This window comes from Streptomyces sp. NPDC058284, from assembly GCF_042881135.1.
GTDB lineage: Bacteria > Actinomycetota > Actinomycetes > Streptomycetales > Streptomycetaceae > Streptomyces.
Genome location: NZ_JBHVYE010000002.1, coordinates 543,726 through 568,503 on the forward strand (window position 1 = coordinate 543,726; position 24,778 = coordinate 568,503).

General features: G+C 72.5%; 11 protein-coding genes. 1 reads left to right on the forward strand and 10 read right to left on the reverse strand.

The annotated features are described in order from the left end of the window. Positions 1–14 precede the first annotated feature (14 nt). Positions 15–455: a methylmalonyl-CoA epimerase gene (gene mce / locus ACFVYR_RS05630; protein WP_384257842.1), complete on the reverse strand. Its 441-nt coding sequence runs from the start codon at positions 453–455 to the stop codon at positions 15–17. Between the two features lie 94 nt (positions 456–549). Continuing rightward, positions 550–1,209 carry a peptide deformylase gene (gene def / locus ACFVYR_RS05635; RefSeq protein WP_384257844.1) on the reverse strand — a complete coding sequence of 220 codons (660 nt, stop codon included), beginning with the start codon at positions 1,207–1,209 and terminating at the stop codon, positions 550–552. A gap of 107 nt (positions 1,210–1,316) precedes the next feature. Here def and ACFVYR_RS05640 point away from each other — a divergent pair, with 107 nt between their 5' ends. After that, positions 1,317–1,931, forward strand: coding sequence for a helix-turn-helix domain-containing protein (locus ACFVYR_RS05640; protein ID WP_384257846.1), 615 nt, complete (start codon positions 1,317–1,319; stop codon positions 1,929–1,931). A 123-nt stretch (positions 1,932–2,054) separates the two neighbouring features. Here the strand turns inward: ACFVYR_RS05640 and meaB are convergent, their stop codons facing one another. The 8 genes from meaB to ACFVYR_RS05680 form a co-directional block, all read right to left on the reverse strand. Continuing rightward, complete coding sequence (gene meaB / locus ACFVYR_RS05645; protein WP_384257849.1) at positions 2,055–2,819, reverse strand: methylmalonyl Co-A mutase-associated GTPase MeaB; 765 nt, start codon at positions 2,817–2,819, stop codon at positions 2,055–2,057. Between the two features lie 2 nt (positions 2,820–2,821). Then, positions 2,822–3,229 carry a cobalamin B12-binding domain-containing protein gene (locus tag ACFVYR_RS05650; protein ID WP_384257851.1) on the reverse strand — a complete coding sequence of 136 codons (408 nt, stop codon included), beginning with the start codon at positions 3,227–3,229 and terminating at the stop codon, positions 2,822–2,824. A 44-nt stretch (positions 3,230–3,273) separates the two neighbouring features. After that, positions 3,274–4,596: a crotonyl-CoA carboxylase/reductase gene (ccrA, locus tag ACFVYR_RS05655; protein ID WP_384257854.1), complete on the reverse strand. Its 1,323-nt coding sequence runs from the start codon at positions 4,594–4,596 to the stop codon at positions 3,274–3,276. Positions 4,597–4,598: 2 nt separating this feature from the next. After that, positions 4,599–6,476: a condensation domain-containing protein gene (locus ACFVYR_RS05660; RefSeq protein WP_384257856.1), complete on the reverse strand. Its 1,878-nt coding sequence runs from the start codon at positions 6,474–6,476 to the stop codon at positions 4,599–4,601. Then, on the reverse strand, positions 6,473–8,053 hold the full coding sequence (locus ACFVYR_RS05665) for an amino acid adenylation domain-containing protein (protein WP_384257859.1): 1,581 nt from the start codon (positions 8,051–8,053) through the stop codon (positions 6,473–6,475). The genes ACFVYR_RS05660 and ACFVYR_RS05665 overlap by 4 nt, the downstream gene beginning before the upstream one ends. Continuing rightward, complete coding sequence (locus tag ACFVYR_RS05670) at positions 8,050–8,310, reverse strand: acyl carrier protein (RefSeq protein ID WP_384257861.1); 261 nt, start codon at positions 8,308–8,310, stop codon at positions 8,050–8,052. The genes ACFVYR_RS05665 and ACFVYR_RS05670 overlap by 4 nt, the downstream gene beginning before the upstream one ends. A gap of 100 nt (positions 8,311–8,410) precedes the next feature. Then, positions 8,411–9,862 (reverse strand): methylmalonyl-CoA mutase family protein, encoded by a 1,452-nt coding sequence (locus tag ACFVYR_RS05675; protein ID WP_384257864.1) that lies wholly within the window; start codon positions 9,860–9,862, stop codon positions 8,411–8,413. Further along, on the reverse strand, positions 9,846–24,755 hold the full coding sequence (locus tag ACFVYR_RS05680) for an amino acid adenylation domain-containing protein (protein WP_384257866.1): 14,910 nt from the start codon (positions 24,753–24,755) through the stop codon (positions 9,846–9,848). The genes ACFVYR_RS05675 and ACFVYR_RS05680 overlap by 17 nt, the downstream gene beginning before the upstream one ends. Positions 24,756–24,778 lie beyond the last annotated feature (23 nt).

Sequence of the window (24,778 nt, forward strand, 5' to 3'; positions counted from 1 at the left end):
CGGAGTCGGGCGGTTCAGTGCCCGGCCGGGTCCTGCGGCGCGGCGGTGACGAGTTCGGTCAGGACGCCGTGGCAGTCCTTGGGGTGCAGGAAGGTGATCCGGGAGCCCATGGAGCCGATGCGGGGCTCGTCGTAGAGCACCCGCACGCCCTTGCCCCGGATGGCCTCGGCGTCGCCGTCCACGTCCGCCGTGCCGAAGGCGATGTGGTGCACGCCCTCGCCGTTCTTGGCCAGCCACTTGCCCACCACGGAGTCCTCCCGGGTCGACTCCAGGAGCTGGAGGTAGGAGGCGCCCCCGTCATCGGTTCCGTTGATCCGCAACATCGCCTCACGCAGGCCCTGTTCCTCGTTGGCCTCGATGTGCAGGACCTCGAAACCGTACGTCGCACGGTAGAACTCGATGGTCTCGTCGAGGTCGAAACAGGCGATCCCGATGTGATCGATTCGCGTCAGCATGGCTCAACCTCACCGTATGCGGGGGCGGTCGTGCAACGTGCGCACGGTCACACCGCTTCCGTGCGCGGCGCGGGGCGCCCGGCGCCCCGCGGCGTCACTTGCCCAGCTTCTCGGCGTTGGCGGCCCGCCGGGCGAACATCTTCTCCTTGGAGTCCTCCATCTCGCGCAGCGCGGACTTTCGTTCCCGCTTGCTGAGCCGGTCCAGGTAGAGGTGGCCGTGCAGGTGGTCCGTCTCGTGCTGGAGGCACCGGGCGAAGTAGCCCCTGCCCTCGATCACCAGGGGCTTGCCGTCCTTGTCCTGGCCGCGTACGACGGCACGGTCGAGGCGGGGCACCATGCGGTAGGGGCCCGGGACGGACAGGCACCCCTCCGTCTCCTCCACCAGGACGCGCTCGTCGGTCTCGATCTCGTCGAGGACCGGATTGGCGATGTGCCCGACATGGCGCACGCCCCAGTCGTCCACGATGTCCCACATGAACAGCTGCAGATCCACGCCGATCTGGTTGGCCGCGAGGCCCGCGCCGTCCGCGACCTGGTTGGTGGCGAACATGTCGTCGATCAGCTGCGAGAGCTCGGGCGTGCCGAACTCGGTGACCTCCCGGCACCGCCGGCTCAGGATCTCCTCCCCCACGACGGTGATGCGGCGCACCGAACCCCGCTCGACCTCCGGGGCCAACCGCGGGTAGGAATCGACCGGTTCCCCCTGCACCCGCACCCGGCGGTCCTGTGAGATGTCACCGTTCCGAACAGCCATGGAGTTTCAACGCCTTCCGCACATGCGCGCGCCGACCGGGGAGTCGATCCCCGGTCGGCGGTTGCCCAGCTTGACCGAATGCTTTCCAAAGTAGCAGCCTTTGCAAAGTGAGCGACAAAGACCGTCAAGCAGCCTCCAGGGAGCGTCCGTTGAGCCGTGCCCGACAGTCACTCCCGGACCATCCCGTGCGCGTGGCCCTGCTTGACCTGCTGGCCGAGGTCGGCACCGTCACGTCCACCCAGGCCGCCGCCCGCCTCGGCCACAGCTCCGGCCTCTGCTCCTTCCACCTGCGCCAACTCGCCCGGCACGGCCTCATCGAGGAGGTGCCGCACCAGGGCGGGCGGGCGCGGCCGTGGCGGCTGCGGTGGGAGTCCTCGGACCGGCCGGAGCAGGAGGCGCCGGAGCGGTTCGACGACCTCGCACGCGGGTTGGAGGACGAGAGCTACCAGCACTGGCTGAGCCACCGGGACGGGGCACCGGCCGAGTGGCGCCATGACGAATCCTTCAGCGCCGTCGTCCACCTCACCCCGGCGGAGATGGCCGAACTCGCCGCCTCCGTACGCCTCCTGCTTGCCGGATACCGCGAGCGGGATCACGGGTCCGTGCCGGGAACCATGCCCGTGGCCGCGGTGACCAGGCTGTTCCCGCTCCTGAACGAGGTCGCCGCGCAGTCACCGCCCGCGGACGTCCCCCCGGAGGCCGGGCGCCCCGAAGAGCGGTGACCGGCCGTCCGGGAGTCGCGCGGTCCTCGGGGGGAAGTACGCGGTGCGCGGGGGGAAGTACGCGGTGCGCGGGGGGAAGTACGCGGTGCGCGGGAGCGGGTCGAGGGCGGGACGCGGGTGGTGTCAGGCGTGGTGCCCGCCGTCCGGGGCGGCCGGTCCTTCGGCGCCGAGGGCCGTGATGACCTCGGCGGCGCCCTCGCCGCGGCTCGCCGTGGTGGTCACGACCGAGATGTCGCGCGTGCCGAGCGCGACCATGGCCCGCAGTTCGCGGACCATCGCGTGGACTCCGTCCTGGTCCGCCTTGTTCACGACGTACAGGTCGGCGATCTCCAGCACACCGGCCTTGGCCAGCTGGATGCCGTCACCCGCTCCGGGCGCGAGGACGACGACGGTCCGGTCCGCGACCGACGCGATCTCGACCTCCGACTGCCCGGCCCCGACCGTCTCGATCAGGACGACGTCGAACCCGGCCCGGGCCAGGACCGAGATCATGGGCCGGGCGGTGGCCGAGAGCCCGCCGAGATGGCCGCGGCTGGACACCGACCGGATGTACACCCCGGCGTCGTCCGCGTGCTCCTGCATGCGGATGCGGTCCCCGAGCAGCGCGCCACCGGTCAACGGCGACGACGGATCGAAGCAGAGCACCGCCACCCGCTTCCCGCGCCGCCGGTACTCCGCGACGAGGCAGGAGGTGAACGTCGACTTGCCGACTCCCGGCGGACCGGTCAGGCCGATCACCGCGCAGGCCCCCGGGGCCGGTTCCGGAATCTCCGGAGCACTGAGGTCGGCCTCCGTGAGGGCGTGGTTCTCCGCGCGCCCCATGAGCCGGGCCAGCGCCCGGACGTCACCCCGCCGTGCGGATTCCAGCGTCGCTCGAAGCGGCCGCACGCTCACTCGGCCACCTCCAGCGGGCGCAGGTTGGCGCGTGCCCAGTCGACGATCTCGGGCAGGGAGTCGCGGGAGGTGAAGATCCGGCGTACGCCCATGTCGGTGAGCAGCCGCGCGTCCTCCGGCGGGATGATGCCGCCGCAGAAGACCGGCAGGTCCGCCGCATCGTTCTCGGCGAGCAACTTCAGTACGCGCGGCACCAGTTCCATATGGGCGCCCGACAGCAGGGACAGGCCGACGGCGTCGGCGCCCTCCTCCAGCGCGGTGCGGACGACGTGCTCGGGGCTCTGGCGCAACCCGGTGTAGATGACCTCCATGCCGGCGTCGCGCAGCGCCCGCGCCACCACCTTGGCACCTCGGTCGTGGCCGTCGAGGCCCGGCTTGGCGACCACCACTCGGACACGTTGCATCTGTTCCTGCGCCTTTCCTGTGTCTGCGGTCGGGGACGGCGGCGTCATGCCGTCCTCAGCGGGGCGATCCGGTCCTCGCCGATCTGCGAGCGCAGCCCGGGGTCGGTGACGCCGAGGCCGCCGGACGGCGCCAGGCAGAGGACGCCGACCTTGCCGAGGTGTTCGTTCAGCTGGATCATGCGTGCGGCCTCGCCCGTCTCCTCGAACGGGTACACCTCGGACAGCATCGGCAGCACCCGGCCGCGCTGGATGAGGCGGTTCGCCTGCCACTGCTCGTACAGGTTGGCCCCGTGGCTGCCGACGATCTTCTTCAGCCGCATCCAGAGGTAGCGGTTGTCGAAGGTGTGCTGGTAGCCCGTGCTCGACCCGCAGGTGACGATGGTGCCGCCGCGCCTGGCGACGAACACCGAGAGGCCGAAGGTCTCGCGGCCGACATGCTCGAAGACGATGTTCGGGTCCTCGCCGATCTCACGCCTGATGATCTTGCCGAGCCGCTTGCCCGCCTTCACGGTGACATCCGGATCGGCGGAGATCTCACCGATCTCGCGCCGGTCGATGACCAGCTCGCAGCCGAGCTTGCGGGCGAGCTCGGCCTTGTGGTCCGAACTGACGATGCCGATCGGTATGCCGCCGCCGTTGCGGACGAACTGCACCGCGTAGCCGCCGAGACCGCCCGCCGCGCCCCACACGAGCACCACATCGCCCTGGCGCATGTTGGCGCCGCGCTCGCTGACGAGCATCCGGTAGGCCGTGCCGGCGCACAGCGGGTTGCTGGCCGCCTCCTCCCAGGTGAGGTGGGCCGCCTTGGGCAGCAGCTGGCTGGCCCGGACGACCGCGTAGTCGGCGAGGCCGCCGAAGTTCGTCTCGAAGCCCCAGGCGCGCTGCTCGTCACCGAGCATGCCGTCGTGCTGGGTGAGCGGTTCCTGGTCGTCGACGTGGGCCGTCGCGACCGCGACGTGGTCGCCGACCTTCCAGTTGCGCACGCCGTCACCGACCCGCACGATCACTCCGGCGGCGTCCGAGCCGAGCACGTGGTAGGGCTGGTCGTGCCGGGCGGCCCAGCCGCCCTGCTTGCCGTAGTGGCGCAGGAAGTTGAAGGTGGGCAGCGGCTCGAAGGTCGCGGACCAGATCGTGTTGTAGTTCATCGCCGCCGCCATCACGGCGACCAGCACCTCGTCGGGGGCCAGTTCCGGCATCGGGACCTTGCCGAGGTGGATCGATTTGCGGACGTCCTTGTCCGCCACACCGGAGAACATGCCGGTGTCCTCGGCGCGCAGGTAGGCCGCGTTGTACTCGCCGGGGACCGGGAGGCGTTCCAGTACGTCGGGCGCGGCGCCCGCGATCACTGCTGCCGAAAGCTCGTCCATGGTCATCCTTCTTCACTGTCAGCGGCGGTGCTGATGTCGGGGTCGGTGCTGATGTCGGGGTCGGTGCTGATGTCGGGGTCGGAAACGGTGATTCTGATGCGGCCCGGCAAGTCGCTGCCGTGCAGCCAGGTGCGCAGATGGGCGCGGATGTCGCGTGCGCTCGGGGCGTCCTTCGCGGGCCCGGTCACGGTGAGCACCGCGGTCTCCGTCCGGGCCTTCTCCAGCCGCACCTGCGCCTGGCGGACCCAGGGGTGGGTGCGGGCGACGCGGGCCACGGCGGAGGCGTCGATCAGGCTGCGGGTGCGGATCCACCGGCCGTCCCGCGGACCGAGGAGCCGCACCCGGCCGTCGGCGGCGACATATCCGCAGTCGTCGGTCAGGACCTCGCGGCCGTCGGGCAGCAGGGCCCGCACCGTACCCGCGATGGAGCGCGGCAGCGCCTGCCCCGACGGGCCGTGCACCGTGAACGCGGCCCCGTCCGTGGGCGCCAGGCCGGGCGGGTGGGGAGCGTCGTCGTCGCGTACGGTCCCCGCGCGGAGGTCTCCGCACAGGTACGGGGTTCCGCCGGTGGCGGGATCCGGGCGGTCCGCGCGCGCCGGACGGACCGAGGACGTCGTGCGGCCGGCGGCGAGGTCGTGGACGGCGGTGCGGAAGTCGGTCAGGAGCTGCTCGGCCTCCGCCGCCCCCATGAGGTCCCCCCGGTAGTCGAGGCGCACCCGGCACCGCGGCCAGTCCGCCCGGATCTGCAGGGTCCTCGCCAGGGCCGCGTTGGTGTTCGGTGTGAAGAAGTCCCAGGCGGAGCGCAGGCCCGGGATGTCCAGGGCCAGCCCGGCGGGCGGCCGGGGGAAGGACAGGCCGAGTTCGGTGCTGAGCCGCGCCATCGGCTTGCCGGGCACACCGGCGACCAGGTCGACGAAGGGGACGCGGCGGTAGCGCGCCAGTTGCGCCAGCGCCTGGCGCGCGGTGGCCACCGACTCCTCGGTCGACGCGCCCCGGGTGATCCGCAGGGCCACCGGGACCACGTTGATCTGGAGCCCGGCGACGTGGCCGGTGTGCTCGTCGCTCACGTCGGAGGCCAGGGCGAGCAGCGGGTCGGTGTTGTCGTAGACCGCCAGTTGCCGGGTGAGCGCCGCCAGGAGCATGGTGAAGGTGCTCACCTTCAGCGTCTGCGCCGTCGTACGAAGGGTGGCGACCGCGGCCGGGTCCAGTTCGACCGTCGGCGATGCGATGACCGTCCGCTGCCCCAGGCGTCCGCCTTCGGGCAGCGCCACCGGCGTCGCCCTGTCGACGGCCGCGCGCCAGAACTCGACGGCCTCCTCGGTCACCTCGCGGGGGGCCACGGGTGTGTCGGGCGCGGCCAGCGGCGCCGGGTTCACCGCCCCGCCCGCTCTCAGCTCCGCCAGGAAGGCGGAGAAGTCGCGGGCCACGATGAACTTGCTGCGCCCGTCGAACCCGGCGTGATGGGCCTCGAACACGACCGAGCAGCGGTCGGGCGCGTGGGTGAGGAGCCGGAAGCGGATGGGCGCCTCGGTGGCCAGGTCCCAGTGGCGGTGCTGTTCGGGCAGCTCGCGCCAGGCCCGGACGGCCGCGTGCTCGGCGCCGTCCTCGCAAGGGAGGTCGCCGCGTTCGAAGGAGCAGGCCTCCTCGGCAGGCAGCACGCACTGGCGCAACTGCCCCTCGACGAGGCGCAGTACCGACCGCAGCGGCTCGTGCCGGTGCAGCACGGCCCGTGCGGCGGCCTCCAGGTGGCGTGCGTCGACCGCGCCGTGGAAGGTAGCCACGAAGTAGCCGCCGCCGCTGATCGACGGGTCGATGGTCGCCTCGGCCCACAGCGCGTACTGGCCAGCGTCCGCGGGCCTGTCGTGCAGGATCGTGGTCATGCGCGACCGCTCCGGTTCCGCCGGCGCCTGCCGCGGTCCTCGTTGATCAGCTCGACGACGGCGTCACGGTCGATCTTCCCGCTCGGTGTCCTCGGCAGCTCGGGCAGTTCCGTCACCGAGACCGGGACCGAGGCCTCCGGCAGTACCTTGCGCAGCCGCTCAAGCGCGGTGGCCTCGACCGGCCCGGCGCACCCTTCGCGCAGGACGACCGCGGCGCGCAGGCTCGCGTGGCCGGACCCGGTCGTCACCATGGCCGTGGCGGCGGCCGCGATGTCGGGGTCGGCGAGCAGCTGTGCGTCGACCTCCATGAGGTCCACGCGGATGCCGCGGATCTTGGTCTGGCTGTCCACCCGGGAGAGGAAGCGCACGCCGTCGTCGGTGAGCTCCACCAGGTCGCCGGTGCGGAAGGCCCGGGTGTGGCCGGCCGGCGAGGGCGCGATGGTGACGTAGCGCTCGGCCGTCAGCTCCGGCCGGCCCAGGTACCCGTCCGACAACGGGTGCCCGGCCACGAGGAGTTCGCCGATGTGGGGCGTCTGCGGAGTCTCCGGGTCGATGAGCAGCTCGCACCCCGGCAGGGGGACGCCGATCGGCGGCAGGTGGGGCCACGCGTACGGGTCGGGGCCCAGGATGTGCGAGGTCACCATCGCGGACTCGCTCTGCCCGTAGTGGTTGACCAGGCGGCAGCCGGGCAGCGCGGCGAACATCGCCCGGATGTCCTCCGAGCAGACGACCTGCTCCCCGGCGGTGTTCACCTCGACCAGGGACAGCTGGGCCAGGATGTCGGCCCGCGCCGTCACGGCCAGCATCTGCAGGGCGACGAACGGCAGGAACAGCCGCTCGACCCGGTGCTCGGCCAGCCAGCGCAGCAGCCGCGCCGGTTCGCGGCGCAGCTCCTCCGGCATGACCACCAGCGTGCCGCCGCCGCACAGCGTGCCCAGGATCTCCTGGAACGAGACGTCGAAGTTGAGCGGGGCGAACTGTGCGGTGCGCAGGTCGGGGCGCGGCGAGTGGGACGCCTGCCACTCCACCATCGCGTCGATGCAGCGGTGGTTCAGGGCCACGCCCTTGGGCCAGCCGGTCGAGCCCGAGGTGTAGATGACGTACGCGGCCAGCGCGGGATCGCAGTCGACCGGGCGCGGGTCCAGGGCTTCGGGCACGGCGGGCGCCCGGCCGACGTCCACCATCGGGCCGCTGTAGCGCACGCGCGTGTGCTCGGTGGTGATGACGGCGCGCGGCGCGCAGTCGTCGATCATGAACTGGAGGCGTTCGACGGGGTATTCGGGGTCCAGCGGGACGTAGGTGGCTCCGCGCAGCATCACCGCGAAGAGCGCGGCGACGGCGCCCGCGCCGCGCGGCCGGGACACCGCGACCCGGTCGCCGACGCCCACGCCGGCCGCCGCCAGATCGGCCGAGACCGCCTGCGCCCAGGCCGCCAGTTCCGCGTACGTGTAGGAGCGGCCGGCGTCGACCACCGCCTCGCGGTCCGGGTGTTCGGCGACGCGGCGGACGAACGCCGTCAGGAAGCAGTCCGGCGTCGCCGGGCCGCCCCACAGCGACTTCATCTCGCGCGTGGTCATGCGCCCGCCCCTTGCTGTGCCTTGGCGGACAGCTCCTCGTCGACGGCGTCCACGAACTCCTCGATGGTGGGGTTGTCGAATATCAGGTGCAGTTCCGCTTCGAGGCCGTACTCGCGCTCGATCAGGGCGAGGATCTTCGCGGCCACCAGGGACTCGCCGCCCAGGTCGAAGAAGTTGTCCTCGGGGGTGAGGCCCTCTTCGCCGGTGGCCCGCTCCCAGAAGGCGATGACGGTGTCGGTCAGCTGCTGCTTGTTCATGTTTCTTCGCTATCCACTCGGGTGCCGGGCGCCGGTACGTCCGCGTGCGGTGTGTGCGGTGTGTACGGGCCCGAAGGGAAATCTTGTGCCGCCGCGCCGGTCAGGCGTGCGGCGACGGTGTGTCGAGTCCCGCCGCGACGGCGCGTTGCAGCTGGCCGATGCTGGCCCGCGCCCGCGCCGCCGCGATCATCGACTCCATGACGTTGCGTCCTGCCGCGACGTCCTCGGTCAGGGCGCGCAGCTCCGCGTCGCAGTTCCCGCGCTCGAAGGGGCGGCGGCGCCCGGGGACGACACCGGAGCGCAGCTGCCGCTCGGTGAGCCAGTCCTCTTCCTCGGACTCCTCGGCGTCGGCGACACCGACCGTGGGGCCGCCCCCGGCGTAGGCCATGTCGTCGATGCGCGACTCCAGCCAGCCGCTGCGCAGGCAGCTCAGCAGTCCGCCGCGGGCCTCGATGTCGTCGAGCCAGCCCTTGGCCTCCGCCTCGATCTCGTCGGCGATCCGGGCTATCACCTCGGAACCGCCGAGCGGGTCGACGTACCGGGCCAGGTCGGTCTCCTTCAGGAGGATCTGCTGGACCCGCAGCGCGACGCGCGCCGACAGCTGCCCCGGGGTCTGCGCGGCCTCGTCGAAGCCGCACACGTGCAGCGACTGGACGCCGCCGAGGACGGCCGCCATGGCCTGGACGGTGGTGCGCGCGATGTTGTTGAGCGGTTCGCTGGCGGCCAGGGCGGAACCGAAGGTGTTGACCTGGATGCGCATGCGGGTCGACTTCTCCTCGGCGGCGCCGAAGATCTCCACCATGCGGGTGGCGTACATCCTGCGCAGCACCCGGAACTTCGCCGCCTCGGCGAGGACCTCCATATGGGTGCCGAAGATGAAGCTGAGCCGCGGCGCGACCTCGTCGACGGTGAATCCGCGCTCCAGCATGCCCTGGAGGTACGTCTCCGCGTCGGCGATGCCGAGCGCCACCTCCATCGAGCGGCTCGCACCGGCCTCGCGGGCGTGCCCGCCGGAGATCGACACGGGGTTGACCTTGGGCAGGTGGCGTACGCAGTACTCGATGACGTCCAGGGAGAAGCGGAAGCTGTCGTCCAGGTCGAACACGAACGCCTTGCGGGCGGCGTGTTCCTTGAGCATCTCGTTCTGCAGCGTGCCGCGCAGCAGCGCGGGGTCGACGCCCGATTCCTCGGCGGCCACGATCCACAGGGCGAGGATCATCGGTGCGGTCGCGTTGATGGTGAACGAGACCGACACCTGGTCGAGCGGGATTCCTTCGAACACCGCGGCCAGGTCGTCGACAGTGGCCACCGAGACGCCGGCACGGCCGACCTCGCCCACGGCCGTCGGGTCGTCCGGGTCGAGACCCAGCTGCGTGGGCAGGTCGAAGGCGAGGGAGAGCCCCGTCTCGCCGCGGTCGAGGAGGTAGTGGAACCGCTTGTTGGTGTCCATTCCGTCGCCGAGACCGGCCAACTGCCTGATCGTCCACGGCCGGGACGTATATCCCTTGGGATGGATTCCGGCCTCGTAGGGAAACTCACCGGGCTTGGTCATCGTCGCCGCCTTCCAGTTCTGCGTGCAGCCGGTCGCCATAGGTGTTCAACACGTCGGGGCTCAATATGTCGTTGTGTTCGCATTCCACCGTGATCTCGGTGACCGGACCGGCGACGTGGCGCGTCCAGTCACGTGAGTAGCCCGGGTCGAGCTCCTCCCCCGCGGCCTGGAACACCACGGCGGCGCCGCCGAACACGTCCGGAGTGTGGCCGTGCCAGAGTTCCGTGTTGTACCGGAGGTTGTGCACGACGTGGCTGATCATCCAGGCCGGCGGAATGGCCGCGCCGAGGGAGGAATGGCTTTCGATCCATTCCACCAGCTGTTCCTGCGAGGCCATTTCGGGCGGCGCGGGCAGGTCGGCGTTCTTGGAGACGAAGTACCGCAGCACATCGGTCTCGTCGAATTCCTCGTCCGGTGAGCGGGTGGTGCCCGATTCCACCAGGGCCGCGTCGAGGAGCACCAGCCGCCGCACCCGCGCTCCCCTGCGCTCAAGGACCGTGGCCAACTGGTGCGCGACGACACCGCCGAAGGACCAGCCGAGCAGGTCGTAGGGCCCCTCGGGCTGGGCGGACTGCACGAGGTCGGCGTACTGCTCGGCCATCTCGCGCACCGTGCGCGGGCGTCCGCCGTCGTCGACGGTCTGCTGGATGCCGATGATCGGCCGCCGCACGGCGCTGCCGAGCGCCCGGTAGGCCCAGCTGACGCCGCCGCCGGGGTGGACGCAGAACAGCGGGCGGCCCGTGCCCTGGCGCAACTTCACGACCTGGGGCATCTCGTCCGACGTGGACCAGCTGTAGAGCTGCCTGCTGAGGCCCCGTACCGTCGGCGCTTCCATGAGGGCCCGCACGCCGATCTCGGAGTCGAAGGACTCCCGTACGGCCGCGACGACCCGCATCGCGGACAGCGAGTTGCCACCCAGGTCGAAGAAGGAGTCGTCGACGCCGACCCGCGGCAACTCGAGGACCCGGGCGAAGACGTCCGCGAGGATCTCCTCCACCGGCGACGACGGCGCCCGGAAGACGCCTCCGGTGAATTCAGGCTCCGGCAGCGCCCGCTTGTCCAGCTTGCCGTTGACGGTCAGGGGCAGCTCGTCGATGACCATGACGGCGGCCGGGACCATGTACTCGGGCAGCCGCACGGCGACCTCGCCGCGCACCGCGCCGCCGTCGACCCGCGCGGCCGGGCCGGCGGGCACCACGTAGCCCACGAGTTGCTTGCCCGCGTCGGTGGTGCGCACGGTCACCACCGCACGCTCCACCCCGGGCACCGCCGCGAGCGCGGCCTCGACCTCACCCAGCTCCACCCGGAAGCCCCGGATCTTGACCTGGTCGTCCGAGCGCCCGACGAACTCCAGCTCGCCGTCGGCGTTCCAGCGCACCAGGTCACCGGTGCGGTACATCCGCGAACCCGCCGGACCGAACGGGCACGCCACGAACCGCGACGCCGTCAGACCGGGACGGCCGACATAGCCGCGGCCGACGCTGCGGCCCGCCACGTACAGCTCGCCGACGGCTCCGACCGGTGTCCGCCGCAGCCCGGCGTCGAGCACGAACAGCGCGTCGCCCGGTACCGGCGTACCGATCGGGGCCGCTCCCGTGCCCGGCTTCATGGGTCCGCTCATGGAGGCGTAGAACGTCTCCGTCTCCCCGTAGCCGTTGATCATGGACCGGCCGGGGGCCCAGCGCTCGACCAGCGAGGCCGAGCACGCCTCGCCGCCCACGAAGACGGTGCGCACCCGGTCGAGGCCCTCGGGCGAGAGCATCTCGAGCGCGGACGGGGTCTGGTTGACCGTGGTGACCCGCTCGTCGACGAGCAGCCGGTGGAAGTCGTCGGCGGAGTGCACGGCCCGCTCGGGGACGACGACCAGCCGGCCGCCGTGCAGCAGGGCGCCCCACATCTCCCACACCGACACGTCGAAGACGTAGGAGTGGAACAGTGTCCACACCTCGTCCGGCGCGGGTTTGTAGGCCCGCTCCGAGGGGGCGTACATCTGGGTGACGTTGGCCTGGGTGATGCCGACGCCCTTGGGGACGCCGGTCGTTCCGGAGGTGTAGGTGATGTAGGCGAGCAGCCCGGGGTCCGGCAGCGGCAGCGCCTCGGTCGGCTGCGCGTCCCTCGCGGGGTCCTCGACGTCCACGACCGGGACACCGCACGCCTCGACGCGGTGGGCGAGGCGGGCCGTGGTCAGGACCGCGGACGGCGAGGCGTCGCCGAGCACGAACCGGACGCGTTCGTCGGGGTGTTTGACGTCGATCGGCACGTACGTGGCGCCCAGCTTCAGGAGCGCCAGGATCGCCGTCACCGTCTGTTCCGAGCGTGGCAGCAGCAGCGCGACGGCGTCGCCGGTCCGCACGCCGCGACCGGCCAGCAGGTGCGCCAGCCTCGTCGACGCCTCGTCCAGTTCCCGGTACGTCCACGACCTGTCCTCGAACACCAGCGCCACGTCACCGGGCCGCCTGCGCACCTGCTCGGCGAAGAGCCCGGGAATCGAGGGATCGGTGGCCGGTTCGTCAAGCACCGACCGCTGGCCCAGGACGTCGAGCCGCGCCAGCTCCCGCTCGTCCAGGAGGTCGACCGAGAGGACCGGGCGGTCCGTGTCGGCGAGCAGCGTCATGAGCAGCCGCTGCCAGCGGGCCACGAGGCGTTCGACAGTCGCCGCGTCGTAGACGTCGGTGCGGTACTCGACCACGCCGCCGATGCCCGCGGGGCGGCCGGAGCCGTCGAGCCGCTCACGGAGGCTGAAGGTCAGGTCCATGCGGGCGGTCAGTGTGTCGGCGCGCAGCGGGGAGATGTCGAGGCCGGGCAGGGACAGGTCGGGCAGGGTGACGTTCTGCCAGGCGAACAGCGCCTGGATCAGCGGGTGGTGGGCCTGGGTGCGGACCGGGTTGAGGCGGTCCACCAGCGCGTCGAAGGGCACGTCCTGGTTGGCGAAGGCGTCCAGGCTCCGTTCCCGCACCTGCCCGAGCAGGTCGGCGAAGCTCATCCCGCCCGAGACCTGGGTGCGCAGCACCAGGGTGTTGACGAAGAAGCCGACCATGTCGTCGAACTCGGTCCGCCCACGGCCCGCCGTCGGCACGCCGAACGCCACGTCCGCGCTGCCGCTCAGCCGGGACAGCAGCACCGAGAGCGCCGCCGACATCACCATGAACGTCGTCGCGTTGTGCTCCCGCGCCGTGCGCGTGAGCAGTTCCTGCAGTTCCGCGGGCCACTCGACGACGACCTGACCGCCCCGGTGGTCGGCGACCGCCGGGTAGGGCCGGTCGGTCGGCAGCTCCAGGAGGCCCTCGAACCCGGCGAGTTCCCGCTCCCAGAAGGCCGTCTGGCGGCCGAGACGGGTGTCGGGGTCGGCTTCGTCGCCGAGGAGCCGGTGCTGCCACAGCGTGAAGTCGGCGTACTGGACGGGCAGCGGTTCCCAGGCGGGCGCCGCCCCCGCGCTCCGGGCCCGGTACGCGGTGAGCAGGTCACGGACCAGCGGCGCGAGGGACGATCCGTCGCCCGCGATGTGGTGCACCACCAGGGCGAGGCGGTGTTCCGTGGCGGAGACCTTGAAGAGCCGGGCGCGGAACGGGATCTCGGCGGCCAGGTCGAAGGCGTGGCGGGTGACCGTGCCGACCTCGTCGTCCAGCCGCTCCCCGGTCCAGGCCGTGGCATCGCTGACGGCACAGGCGAAGTCCGCCCGGGACACGTCGAGGACGCGCTGCTCGGGCACGCCGTCCACGGCCGGGAACACCGTGCGCAGACTCTCGTGCCTGGCCACGACGTCGGCGACCGCCGCGGCCAGCGCCCCGGCGTCGAGCGAGCCGGTGAGCCGCAGCACCAGCGGGATGTTGTAGGTCGCCGACAGCCCCTCAAGCTGGTGGATGAACCACAGTCGGCGCTGCGCGAACGACAGCGGCAGCCGCTCCGGGCGCACGACCGGTTCCCAGGCCCGGCCGCTGCCCGACGCCTCGCCCACCAATCGGGCGAGGCCCGCCACCGACGACGCGTCCAGCAGCGCGCGCACGCCGATCTCGCGGTCGAAGGACTCCCGTACGGCCGCCACGACCCGCATCGCGGAGAGCGAGTTGCCGCCCAGGTCGAAGAAGGAGTCGTCCACGCCGACCCGCGGCAGGTCGAGGACCCGCGCGAAGATGCCGCAGAGGATCTCCTCGACCGGCGAGGTGGGTGCCCGGTGCGCGCCGCCGGAGAACTCGGGATCGGGCAGGGCGCGCTTATCCAGCTTGCCGTTGACGGTGAGCGGCAGCTCGTCAATCACCACCACGACGGCCGGCACCATGTACTCCGGCAGCCGCGCGGCCACCTCGGCCCGCACCGTCGCGCCGTCCACGCCCGCGGTGGTGCCGTCGGGCACGACATAGCCCACCACCTGCTTGCCCGCGTCGGTCTCCCGCGCCACCACCACGGCGTGCTCCACCCCGGCCACGGCGGCGAGGGCGGCCTCGATCTCGCCGAGCTCGACCCGGAAGCCGCGGATCTTGACCTGGTCGTCCGAGCGCCCGAGGTACTCCAGCTCGCCGTCGGCGTTCCAGCGCACCAGGTCACCGGTGCGGTACATCCGCGAACCCGCGGGACCGAACGGGCACGCCACGAACCGCGACGCCGTCAGGCCGGGACGGCGCACGTAGCCGCGGGCCACGCCCCGCCCGGCGATGTACAGCTCGCCGACGACGCCCACCGGCACCCGGCGCAGCCCCGCGTCGAGGACGAACAGCGCGTCACCCGGTACCGGGGAACCGATGGGGGCGCCGTTGCCGGGCCGCATGGGTGCGCTCATCGCGGCGTAGACGGTGCCCTCGGTCGGGCCGTAGGCGTTGACCATGTGACGGCCGGGGGCCCAGCGGTCGACCAGATCGGCCGGGCACGCCTCGCCGCCCACGAAGATCGTCCGCACCGTGTCGAGGCCCTGGGGCGACAGCCTGCCCAGCGCGGAGGGCGTCTGGGTCAGGACCGTGACGCGCTCCTTCACGAGCAGGTCGTGGAAGTCGGGGGCGGAGCGTACGGCGTCCTCGGAGGCGACGACCAATCGGCCGCCGTGCAGCAGGGCGCCCCACATCTCCCACACCGACACGTCGAACACATAGGAGTGGAACAGGGACCACACCTGTCCGGGCGCGAGCTCCGACGTCCGGGTGGACGCGGTGAACAGCTGCGTCACGTTGGCGTGGGTGACGGCGACGCCCTTGGGGGTGCCGGTGGTTCCGGAGGTGTAGATGAGGTAGGCGATGCGGTCGGCGTCGGGGGCGGGGAGGGCACCGGCCCACCGCTCAAGGTCCGAGCGCTCAAGGTCCGAGCGGTCACTGGCCGACCGGTCACCGTCCGCCGGTTCCGCGACGTCCACCACCGTGACGTCGTGTCCGCGCAGCCGCTCCGACAGCGTCGCCGTCGTCACGGCCGCCGTCGGCCGGGCGTCCCGGAGGACGAACGCAAGGCGTTCGTCGGGGGTGTTCACATCGATGGGCAGGTAGGCGGCGCCCAGCTTCAGTACCGCGAGGACGGCCGTCACGGTGTGCTCCGAGCGCGGCAGCAGCAGCGCGACGACGTCACCGGCGCGCACGCCGCGACCGGCCAGCAGGTGCGCAAGACCCGTCGACGCCTCGTCCAGTTCCCGGTACGTCCACGACCGGCCCTCGAACACCAGCGCCACGTCGTCCGGCCGCTGCCGCACCTGCTCGGCGAAGAGGGCGGGCACCGACACCGCGGCGGCCCGCTCCGACAGTGCCCGCCGGTTCCCCAGTACGTCCAGCCGGGCCCGCTCGTCGTCGTCCAGGACGTCGATCGTCGCCAGCGGGCGGTCGGCGTCGGCGGCCATGGCGGTGACCAGCGTCTCGAGCCGGGACAGGATCCGTTCGGCAGCCCGCTCGTCGACGACGTCGGTGCGGTACTCCAGGCGGAGCCTCAACCGCCGTCCGGGCCAGGCCTGCAAGGCGATCGGATAGTGCGTGAACTCGCGGCTCGAGGTGATCCGGATGCCCAGCTCGTCGCTGTCGAGCTGCCCGCCCGACGCCTTCAGCGGGTAGTTCTCGTACACGAAGACCGTGTCGAAGAGCTGCTGGTGGCCCGCGGCGCGCTGGATGTCGGACAGCGCCATGAACTGGTGGTCGAGGCCGTTGTGGTAGGCGTCGCGCAACGTGCCGATCAGCTCGGCGGCGGTCGTCGCGGTGGTCGTCCGGGCGCGTACCGGGACCGTGTTGATGAACATGCCCACGGCCGACTCGCTGCCGGGCAGGTCCGCCGGGCGGCCCGAGACGGTGGTGCCGAAGACGATGTCCTGGCCGCCGGTGAGCGCGCCGAGCAGGCGCGCCCAGGCCGCCTGCAGCACGATGTTCACGGTCGTGTTCCGCGCGCGGGCGAGGCGCTCCACGGCGCGGGTGACGTCGGCCGGGAGGTCGGCGCGCAGCACCGCCCGCGCGGCCGGGCCCGAGCGGTTGACCGGGTCGACGAGGGTGGGGGTTTCGAGGCCGGCGAGGAGTTGCCGCCAGTGCTCCCGCGCCGCGCTCGCGTCCTGTGCGGACAGCCACTCGACGTAGCCGCGGAAGGCGGGGGCGGGCGCCAGGGACTCGCGCCGGTAGCACGCGAAGATCTCGCGGAGCAGGATCTGGATCGACCAGCCGTCCACCACGATGTGGTGCACGGAGAGCACCAGTTCGTGGCGGTCGGGTCCCGTCTCGCGGATCAGGAAGCGCAGCGGTGACTCTTGTGTGAGGTTGCTGCAGGCGGCGAGTTCCGCGTCGAGCAGCGCTTGTTGGTCGCCGCCGTCGCTGTTGCCGCTGCCGCTGCCATTGCCGTTGTCGCTGCCGTTGTCGCTGCCGTTGTCGCTGTCGGCGAGCACGGTCCACGGCACGTCCGGCCGCTTCGGGATGATCTGTACCGGCTCGGTGAGCCGCTCGGAGACGAACCGGGCCGCCAGGTTGGGGTGGCGCGCGACCACGGTGTCCACGGCCTCGCGCAGCCGCGCCACGTCCAGCGCGCCGGTGATCTCGATGCCCAGCTGCACGGTGTACAGCTCGGTGGGCTCGGCGCCGTCGGAGCGGCGGTGGAAGAGCAGACCGGTCTGGAGCGGGGTCAGCGGGAGGATGTCAGCGGGCTCCACGACCTGGGCGAGCCGGGCCAGCTGCTGCTGGGTGACGGCCGCGGGCAGGACGTCGGAGGGCGTGAGTGCGCCGCCGCCGCTGCGCACGTACGCGGCGATTCCGGCGAGGACGTCGTGCCAGCGCGCGTGCAGCTCGGTGATGTAGGAGCGGTCGACCCGGGTGCCGGCCCAGCTCCAGGTGGCGTGGAGTTCCGACCGCGCGCCGTTGCCGAGCACGGCCGCGTTGATGTCGACCGTGTGCGCAAGGAGCATCGTCCTGGAACCGAAGCGCCGGGCGTCGGGCGATTCGAGCGGCCCGAGGATCCGCCAGTCGCCGGGGCTCTCGCCCGTGGGCGGCAGGCCGCGGCGGCCGAGGTAGTTGAAGCCGACCGCGGGGTCGGCGCCGGGCAGGTCCGCACCGTCGTTGAGGTACTTGAGCAGGCCGTAGGTGATCCCGTCCGGGACGGCGCGCAGCTGTTCCTTGGCGTCCATGAGCCATGCGCCGAGGGCGGGGCCCCCGGCCAGGACCGTCTCCCGGTCAAGGGGCGCCGCGGTCAGCGCGACCGGGTACTTCGCGGTGAACCAGCCGACGGTGCCGGTCAGGTCGGTCCCCGTGCCGAGCTCGTCGCGGCGCCCGTGGCCCTCCACGTCGATGCGGAAGGGGGAGCCGAAGTGCTGGTGCTGCTGGGCCAGGGCGGCGCCGAGCGCGATGAGCAGCAGCTCCTGGACGTTGACGCGCAGGGCCGCGGTCGCCTCGGTCACCAGCACGTCCGTCAGCGCGGCGTCGACCGAGACCGAGAGCTGCTCCACGTCCTGCCAGGTGTCGGTGTCCGGACGCGGCGTGGGCAGCAGGGCGGCGGCCGACTCGATGCGCCGCCAGCTCGCGAGCCGGTCGGTGACGTCCGCGGTGGTGGCGTGGTCCGCCAAGGTCGCGGCCCAGCGCCGGAACGAGGTGCCGCCGGTGTCCAGCTCGATGTCCCGGCCCTCGGTGAGGTGCCGCCAGCCCGCCGCGAGGTCCCGCTGGATGATGCCCCAGGAGACGGCGTCCACCGCCAAGTGGTGAACGGTCAGTAGCAGTTGGCGGGCGGGGGCGGCCCACAGGGCGTGGACCACGGCTCCGCCGCGCGGGTCGAGCCGCCCGAGCGCGGCGGTGAACGCGGCGTCGGTGAACTCCTCGACGACGGTGACGCAGTCGGCGGCGGCGACCGAGCCCGCGGGCGGGACCGTGAGGCTCGCCGGCCCGTCCTCTGCGGCGTCGGCCACGTGGAGGCGGAGCATCGCGTGCCGGTCGAGCAGTGCCTGGAGGAGGGCGACCACGTCGTGGTGCCCGGCCTCGGGCGGCGCCTGGAACAGCATGGTCTGGTTGAACCGGTCCGTCGGCGCGCCGAGGGAGTCCAGCCACCGGATGATCGGCGTCGGCGTGAGCGGGCCGGTGTCGTCGTCCGGCCCGGGGCGCGTTTCGTCCGGAGCCGCGAGCCGCAGTGCGCGGGCCACGCGCGCCACGGTCTGCTCGACCAGGATGTCGCGGGGCTTGCAGTGCAGGCCGGCCTCCCGGGCCTGGGACACCACCTGCATGGAGGAGATGCTGTCGCCGCCGAGATCGAAGAACGAGTCGTCGGCACCGACGCGTTCGACGCCGAGGACGCGCGCGTAGATGGCCGCCAGACTCTTCTCGACCGCGGTGACCGGCGCCCGGTAGCCCTCCGCGTCCCCGTGCCCGGGCTCCGGCAGCGCGCTCTTGTCCAGCTTGCCGTTGCCCGTCATGGGCAGTGCGTCGACCACCACGACCGCCGTCGGCACCATGTACTCGGGCAGCCATTCGCCCGTCAGGCGGCGCAGCCGGGCACCGTCGAGCTCGCCCGCTCCCCCGGCGTCGGGGACGACGTAGCCCACCAGCCGCTTGTGCCCCGGCCGGTCCTCGCGGACGACGACGGCGGCCTGGTCCACGCCGGGGGCCGCGCGCAGTACCGACTCGATCTCGCCGGTCTCGACCCGGTACCCGCGGATCTTCACCTGGTCATCGGCGCGCCCGACGTACTCGAGCTCGCCGTCGTGGTTCCACCGCACCAGGTCACCGGTGCGGTACATCCGCGAACCCGCGGGCCCGAACGGATTGGCCACGAACCGCGAAGCCGTCAGGCCCGGCCTGCGCACATAGCCGCGCGCGACACCGCGTCCGGCGACGTACAGCTCACCGGCGACGCCCACCGGCACCCGGCGCAACCCGCCGTCCAGCACGAACAGCGCGGTGCCCGAACCGGCGGCACCGATCGGCACCGGCCCGCCGGGGGCGAGCGGCGCGCTCATCGACGCGTAGACGGTGCACTCCGTCGGGCCGTAGGCGTTGATCATGGCCCGCCCGGGGGCCCAGCGCTCGACCAGCTCGGCCGGGCACGCCTCGCCCCCGACCAGCAGCACCGCGATCGAGGTCAGCCCCTCCGGCGACAGGCGGGCCAGGGCGGACGGCGTCTGGGTCAGTACCGTCACCTGTTCGGCGACGAGCAGGTCACGGAAGTCGAAGGGCGAGTACACGACCTCCTCGGGGACCACGACCAGGCGCCCGCCGTGCAGGAGCGCACCGCACATCTCCCACACCGCGAAGTCGAACGCGTAGGAATGGAACAGCGTCCACACCTGGTCGTGCGGCGCCGGGGCAGCGGCGCCCGGTCCGTCGGACGCGGCCAGCCGCCGGACGTGCGTGACGATCAGGTCCGCGATGCCGCGGTGGGTGACCGCGACGCCCTTGGGAGTGCCGGTCGTTCCCGAGGTGTAGATGACGTAGGCGGCCTGGTCCACGTCGGGGTACGGCAGCGCCGCGGCGGACTGCCTGGCGAGGGCCGGGTCCTCCGCGTCGACGACCGTGAGCCGGTCCCCGGCGACCCGGTCCGCGAACTCCCCGGTGGTGACCACGGCCACCGGCGCGGCGTCCTCGATCACGAACGCCACGCGCTCGTCCGGGTGGTTCACGTCGATGGGCAGGTAGGCCGCGCCCAGCTTCAGCACCGCGAGCACCGACGTGACGGTGTGCTCCGAACGCGGCAGCAGCAGCGCCACCGTGTCCCCGGCGGCCACCCCGCGCCCGGCCAGCAGACGCGCCAGCCGCGACGACGCCTCGTCCAGCTCCCGGTACGTCCACGACCGGTCCCGGAACACCATCGCCACGGCGTCCGGGGCCTTGGCCACCTGCCGGGCGAACAGCTCCGGCACCGACACGGCGGCGGCCCGCTCCGAGAGCGCCGACCGGTTGCCCACCGCGTCCAGGTGCGCCTGCTCCGCCTCGTCCAGCACGCCGAGCGAGGCCAGCGGGCGGTCCGGGGCGCCCGCCATGGCGGTGAGGAGCCGCTCCCAGCGCGCCGTCATGCGCTCGACGGTCCCGGCGTCGAAGAGGTCCGTGCGGTACTCGACGACGCCGCTGATGCCCCCGGGCCTGCCGCCGTCCGTGAACCGTTCACGGAGGCTGAACGCCAGGTCCATGCGGGCGGCGCCGATGTCGACCGAGGCCGTCTCCACGTCGAGGCCCGGCACCGCGATGTCGGGGACCGTGTCGGTCTGCCAGCCGAACAGCACCTGCACCAGCGGGTGATGGGCCTGGGTGCGGACCGGGTTGAGCCGCTCCACGAGCGCGTCGAAGGGCACGTCCTGGTTCGCGAACGCGTCCACGCTCCGCTCCCGTACCTGCCCGAGCAGCTCGGCGAAAGTCTGCTCGTCCGAGACCCGGGTGCGCAGCACCAGCGTGTTGACGAAGAAGCCGACCACGTCGTCGAACTCGGTCCACCCCCGGCCCGCGGTCGGCACACCGAACGCCACGTCCGCGCTGCCGCTCAGCCGGGACAGCAGCACCGAGAGCGCCGCCGACATCACCATGAACGTCGTGGCACCCCGTTCCCGGGCGATCCGCTGCACCAGTTCGTGGAAGTCCGCGGACAGCTCGACGGCGATCCGGCCCCCGCGCTGGTCGGCCTCGGCCGGATACGGCCGGTCGGTGGGGAGTTCCAGCCTGCCGGGCAGCCCCTCCAGCGCCCGCTCCCAGTACGTCGTCTGCCGGCCGAGCACGCTGCTCGCGTCCGCCTCGTCACCCAGCAGCGCGTGCTGGCGCAGCGTGTAGTCGGCGTACTGGGCGGGCAGCGGCGGCCAGGCGGGTGCGTGAGCGGCGGTGCGCGCCTCGTACGCGCTCCAGAGGTCCCTCAGCAGCGGTGCCAGTGACCACCCGTCGACGGCGATGTGGTGCATGGCGAGGACCAGCCGGTGTTCCGTGGGCGAGACGGTGAAGAGCGTCGCGCGGAAGGGGATCTCGGCGGCCAGGTCGAAGGCGTACCGGCCCCGGGCGCCGACGGCGTCGGTGAGCCGGTCCCGCGTCCACGCGGTGGCGTCGACGACGTCCCAGCCGAAGTCCGCCTCCGCCGCGGCGAGGACACGCTGCTCCGGCACCCCGTCCACGGCCGGGAAGAGTGTCCGCAGGCTCTCGTGGCGCGCGACGACATCGGCGAGCGCCGTGCCGAGCGCCCGGACGTCCAGTTCACCGGTCAGGCGCGAGACCAGCGGAATGTTGTACGTGGACGACGGTCCCTCCAGCTGATGGATGAACCACAGCCGGCGCTGCGCGAACGACAGCGGCAGCCGCTCCGGACGCTCCACCGGCACCCGGGCCGCGCCGGTGTCGGTGCCCACCCCGCCCACCAGCCGGGCGAGCCCCGACACCGACGGCGCCTCCCACAGCGCCCGCACACCGATCCCGGAGTCGCAGGACTCCTGCACCGCGGCGATGACCCGCATCGCCGAAAGCGAGTTCCCGCCGAGGTCGAAGAAGGAGTCGTCCACCCCCACCTGCGGCAGGCCAAGCACCCGCGCGAAGATCCCCGCCAGGATCTCCTCCACCGGCGACGACGGCGCCCGGTACACCCCACCGGCGAACTCCGGCTCCGGCAGGGCCCGCTTGTCCAGCTTGCCGTTGACCGTCAGGCGCAGATCGCCGACGACCATCACCACCGCGGGAACCATGTACTCCGGCAGGTGCGCGGCCACCTCGCCGCGCACCACCGCACCGTCCACGCCCGCCGCGGCGTCGGCCGGCACCACATAGCCCACCAACTGCTGACCGGCATCGGAGGACCGCACCACCACCGCGGCCCGCTCCACTCCGGCGACGCCCGCGAGGGCGGCCTCGACCTCACCGAGCTCCACCCGGAAGCCACGGATCTTCACCTGGTCGTCGGAGCGCCCGACGTACTCGAGCTCTCCCTCGCGGTTCCACCGCACCACGTCGCCCGTGCGGTACATCCGGGAGCCCGCGGGGCCGAACGGACACGCCACGAACCGCGACGCCGTCAGGCCCGCGCGGCCCAGGTAGCCCAGGCCGACACCGGGGCCAGCCACGTACAACTCGCCGAGCACGCCCACCGGCACCTGGCGCAGGCCCGCGTCCAGGACGAAGAACGCCAGGTCGGCGAGGGGTACGCCCACGGGGCTCACGTGGCTGTCCAGGTCGGCGGCGACGATGCTGCGGAACGACGCGTGCACGGTCGTCTCCGTAGTGCCGTACATGTTGATCAGGTGGGGCCAGGTCTCCCGCCGGTCGAGCCACGCCCGCAGCTTGGACGGTTCGAGCGCCTCGCCCGCGAAGACCACGGCTTCAAGCGCGTCGAGCCGGGCCCCGTCCCGCTGCCGCAGGTCTGCGGCCTGCAACGCGTAGAACGCCGACGGCGTCTGGCTCAGGACGCAGACCTTCTCCTCGACGAGCAGCCGGTGGAAGTCGGCGGCGGACCGGGCCACGTCCTCGGGGACGACGACCAGGCGCCCGCCGTGCAGCAGCGCGCCCCACATCTCCCACACCGACACGTCGAACGCGTACGAGTGGAAGAGCGACCACACCTGGCCGGGGCCCGGCACGAACCCCGGGGCCGTCGAGGTGAACAGGCGCGTGACGTTCGCGTGGGTGACCGCGACGCCCTTGGGCACACCGGTGGTGCCCGACGTGTAGATGATGTAGGCGATCCGGCCGGCTTCGGGCAGGGGGAGAGGTGTGACCGGCTGCGCCGGCAGGCCGGGATCGTCGACGTCCACCACGTCGAGGCCGAAGCCGTCGACCCGGTGGGCCAGCCGGGCGGTGGTCACGACGGCTGCCGGAGCCGCGTCGCGGAGGATGAACGCCACCCGCTCGTCGGGGTGCTTGACGTCGACCGGCACGTAGGTCGCGCCCAGCTTCAGCACGGCCAGGATCGCGACCACGGTCTCGGCGGAGCGCGGGAGCAGGAGGGCGACGGTGTCCGACGCGCCCACTCCGCGGCCTGCCAGCAGGTGCGCAAGGCGCGCCGATGCCTCGTCCAGCTGCCGGTACGTCCACGGGCGGCCCTGGAACACCAGCGCCGTGGCCCGCGGCGTCCGCGCCGCCTGGGCCGCGAAGAGCTCGGGTATCGACGCGCTGTCGCCGGGCTCCGCGAGGACCGGCCGGTTGCCCAGGGCGTCGAGGTGTGCGCGCTCGCCGTCGTCGAGCACGTCGATCGCGAGGACCGGCTTGTCCATGTCGGCGACCATGGCGGCGACGATCCGCTCCAGCCGGGCCACCAACAGCTCGACCGTCGTGGCGTCGTACACGTCGGTGCGGTACTCGACCACCCCGGCGATGCCCGCGGGATCGCCGGACTCGGTGTACCGCTCGCGCAGGCTGAACGTCAGGTCCATGCGGGCCGCGCGGGATGTCGTGGGCACGATGTCGGCCCGTACACCCGGCAGCTCCAGCTCCGCGGAGATGTTGTTCTGCCAGCCGAGCATGACCTGCACCAGCGGGTGGTGCGTCTGCGAGCGGGCGGGGTTGACCAGGTCGACCAGGGCGTCGAACGGCGCGTCCTGGTGCGCCGACGCGTCCAGGACCCGGCGCCGCACCTGCGACAGCAGTTGACGGCACGTCAGGTCGGCGGAGACGTCCGCCCGGAGCACCAGCGTGTTGGCGAAGAAGCCCACCAGGTCGGCGAGGTCGGCGTCGCGCCGGCCCGTGGTCGGGACCGCGAAGGCGACGTCGGGACTGCCGCTCAGTTCGGAGAGCAGCAGCGCCAGAGCCGCCGAGACGACCATGAAGCCGGTCGACCGGTTCTCCCGCGCCACCCGCCGCACCTGCTCCTGCAACGACGCGGGCCACTCGACGGCGATGCGGTCGCCCCGGTGATCGGCCACCGCCGGGTAGGGCCGGTCCGTGGGCAGCTCCAGCCGCCCTTCGAAGCCGGCGAGCGCCTCCTCCCAGTAGCGCAGGTGGCGGCTGAGCGCACTGTCGGGGTCCGACTCGTCGCCGAGCGCGGCGCGCTGGCGCAGCGTGTGGTCGCTGTAGCTCAGGGGCAGCGGCGCCCAGCCGGGAGCCTCGCCGGCGAGCTGCGCGCCGTACGCCAGCTCGATGTCCCGCAGAAGCGGTGCGAGCGACAGCCCGTCCGACGCGATGTGGTGCATGACGAGCACCAGCAGGTGATCGTCGTCCGACAGCGCGAAGAGGCGCGCACGGAACGGGATTTCGGCTCCCAGGTCGAACTCGTACCACGCCGTCCGCGCGACCGCGTCGTCCAGGGCGCCCGCCGGCCACTGCGAGGCGTCCACGACCTCCCACCCGAAGTCGGCCTCCGCCGCCTTCACCACGCGCTGTTCGGCCACGCCGTCCGTGGCCGGGAACACCGTCCGCAGGCTCTCGTGCCGCTCCACGACCCCGGCGACGGCCGCGCCGAGCGCCCGGGTGTCGAGCCCACCGGTCAGACGCAGCACCAGGGGAATGTTGTACGTCGACGACAACCCTTCCAGCTGGTGGATGAACCACAACCGACGCTGCGCGAAGGACAACGGGATCAATGCTCAAACCTTACTTCCGGCGG

Coding starts and splice junctions, on each gene's coding strand:
- ACFVYR_RS05660 (WP_384257856.1), bottom strand. CDS start 6,476: ATGACCACGATCCTGCACGACAGGCCCGCGGACGCTGGCCAGTACGCG.
- ACFVYR_RS05675 (WP_384257864.1), bottom strand. CDS start 9,862: ATGACCAAGCCCGGTGAGTTTCCCTACGAGGCCGGAATCCATCCCAAG.
- ACFVYR_RS05650 (WP_384257851.1), bottom strand. CDS start 3,229: ATGCAACGTGTCCGAGTGGTGGTCGCCAAGCCGGGCCTCGACGGCCAC.
- def (WP_384257844.1), bottom strand. CDS start 1,209: ATGGCTGTTCGGAACGGTGACATCTCACAGGACCGCCGGGTGCGGGTG.
- ACFVYR_RS05665 (WP_384257859.1), bottom strand. CDS start 8,053: ATGACCACGCGCGAGATGAAGTCGCTGTGGGGCGGCCCGGCGACGCCG.
- ccrA (WP_384257854.1), bottom strand. CDS start 4,596: ATGGACGAGCTTTCGGCAGCAGTGATCGCGGGCGCCGCGCCCGACGTA.
- mce (WP_384257842.1), bottom strand. CDS start 455: ATGCTGACGCGAATCGATCACATCGGGATCGCCTGTTTCGACCTCGAC.
- ACFVYR_RS05670 (WP_384257861.1), bottom strand. CDS start 8,310: ATGAACAAGCAGCAGCTGACCGACACCGTCATCGCCTTCTGGGAGCGG.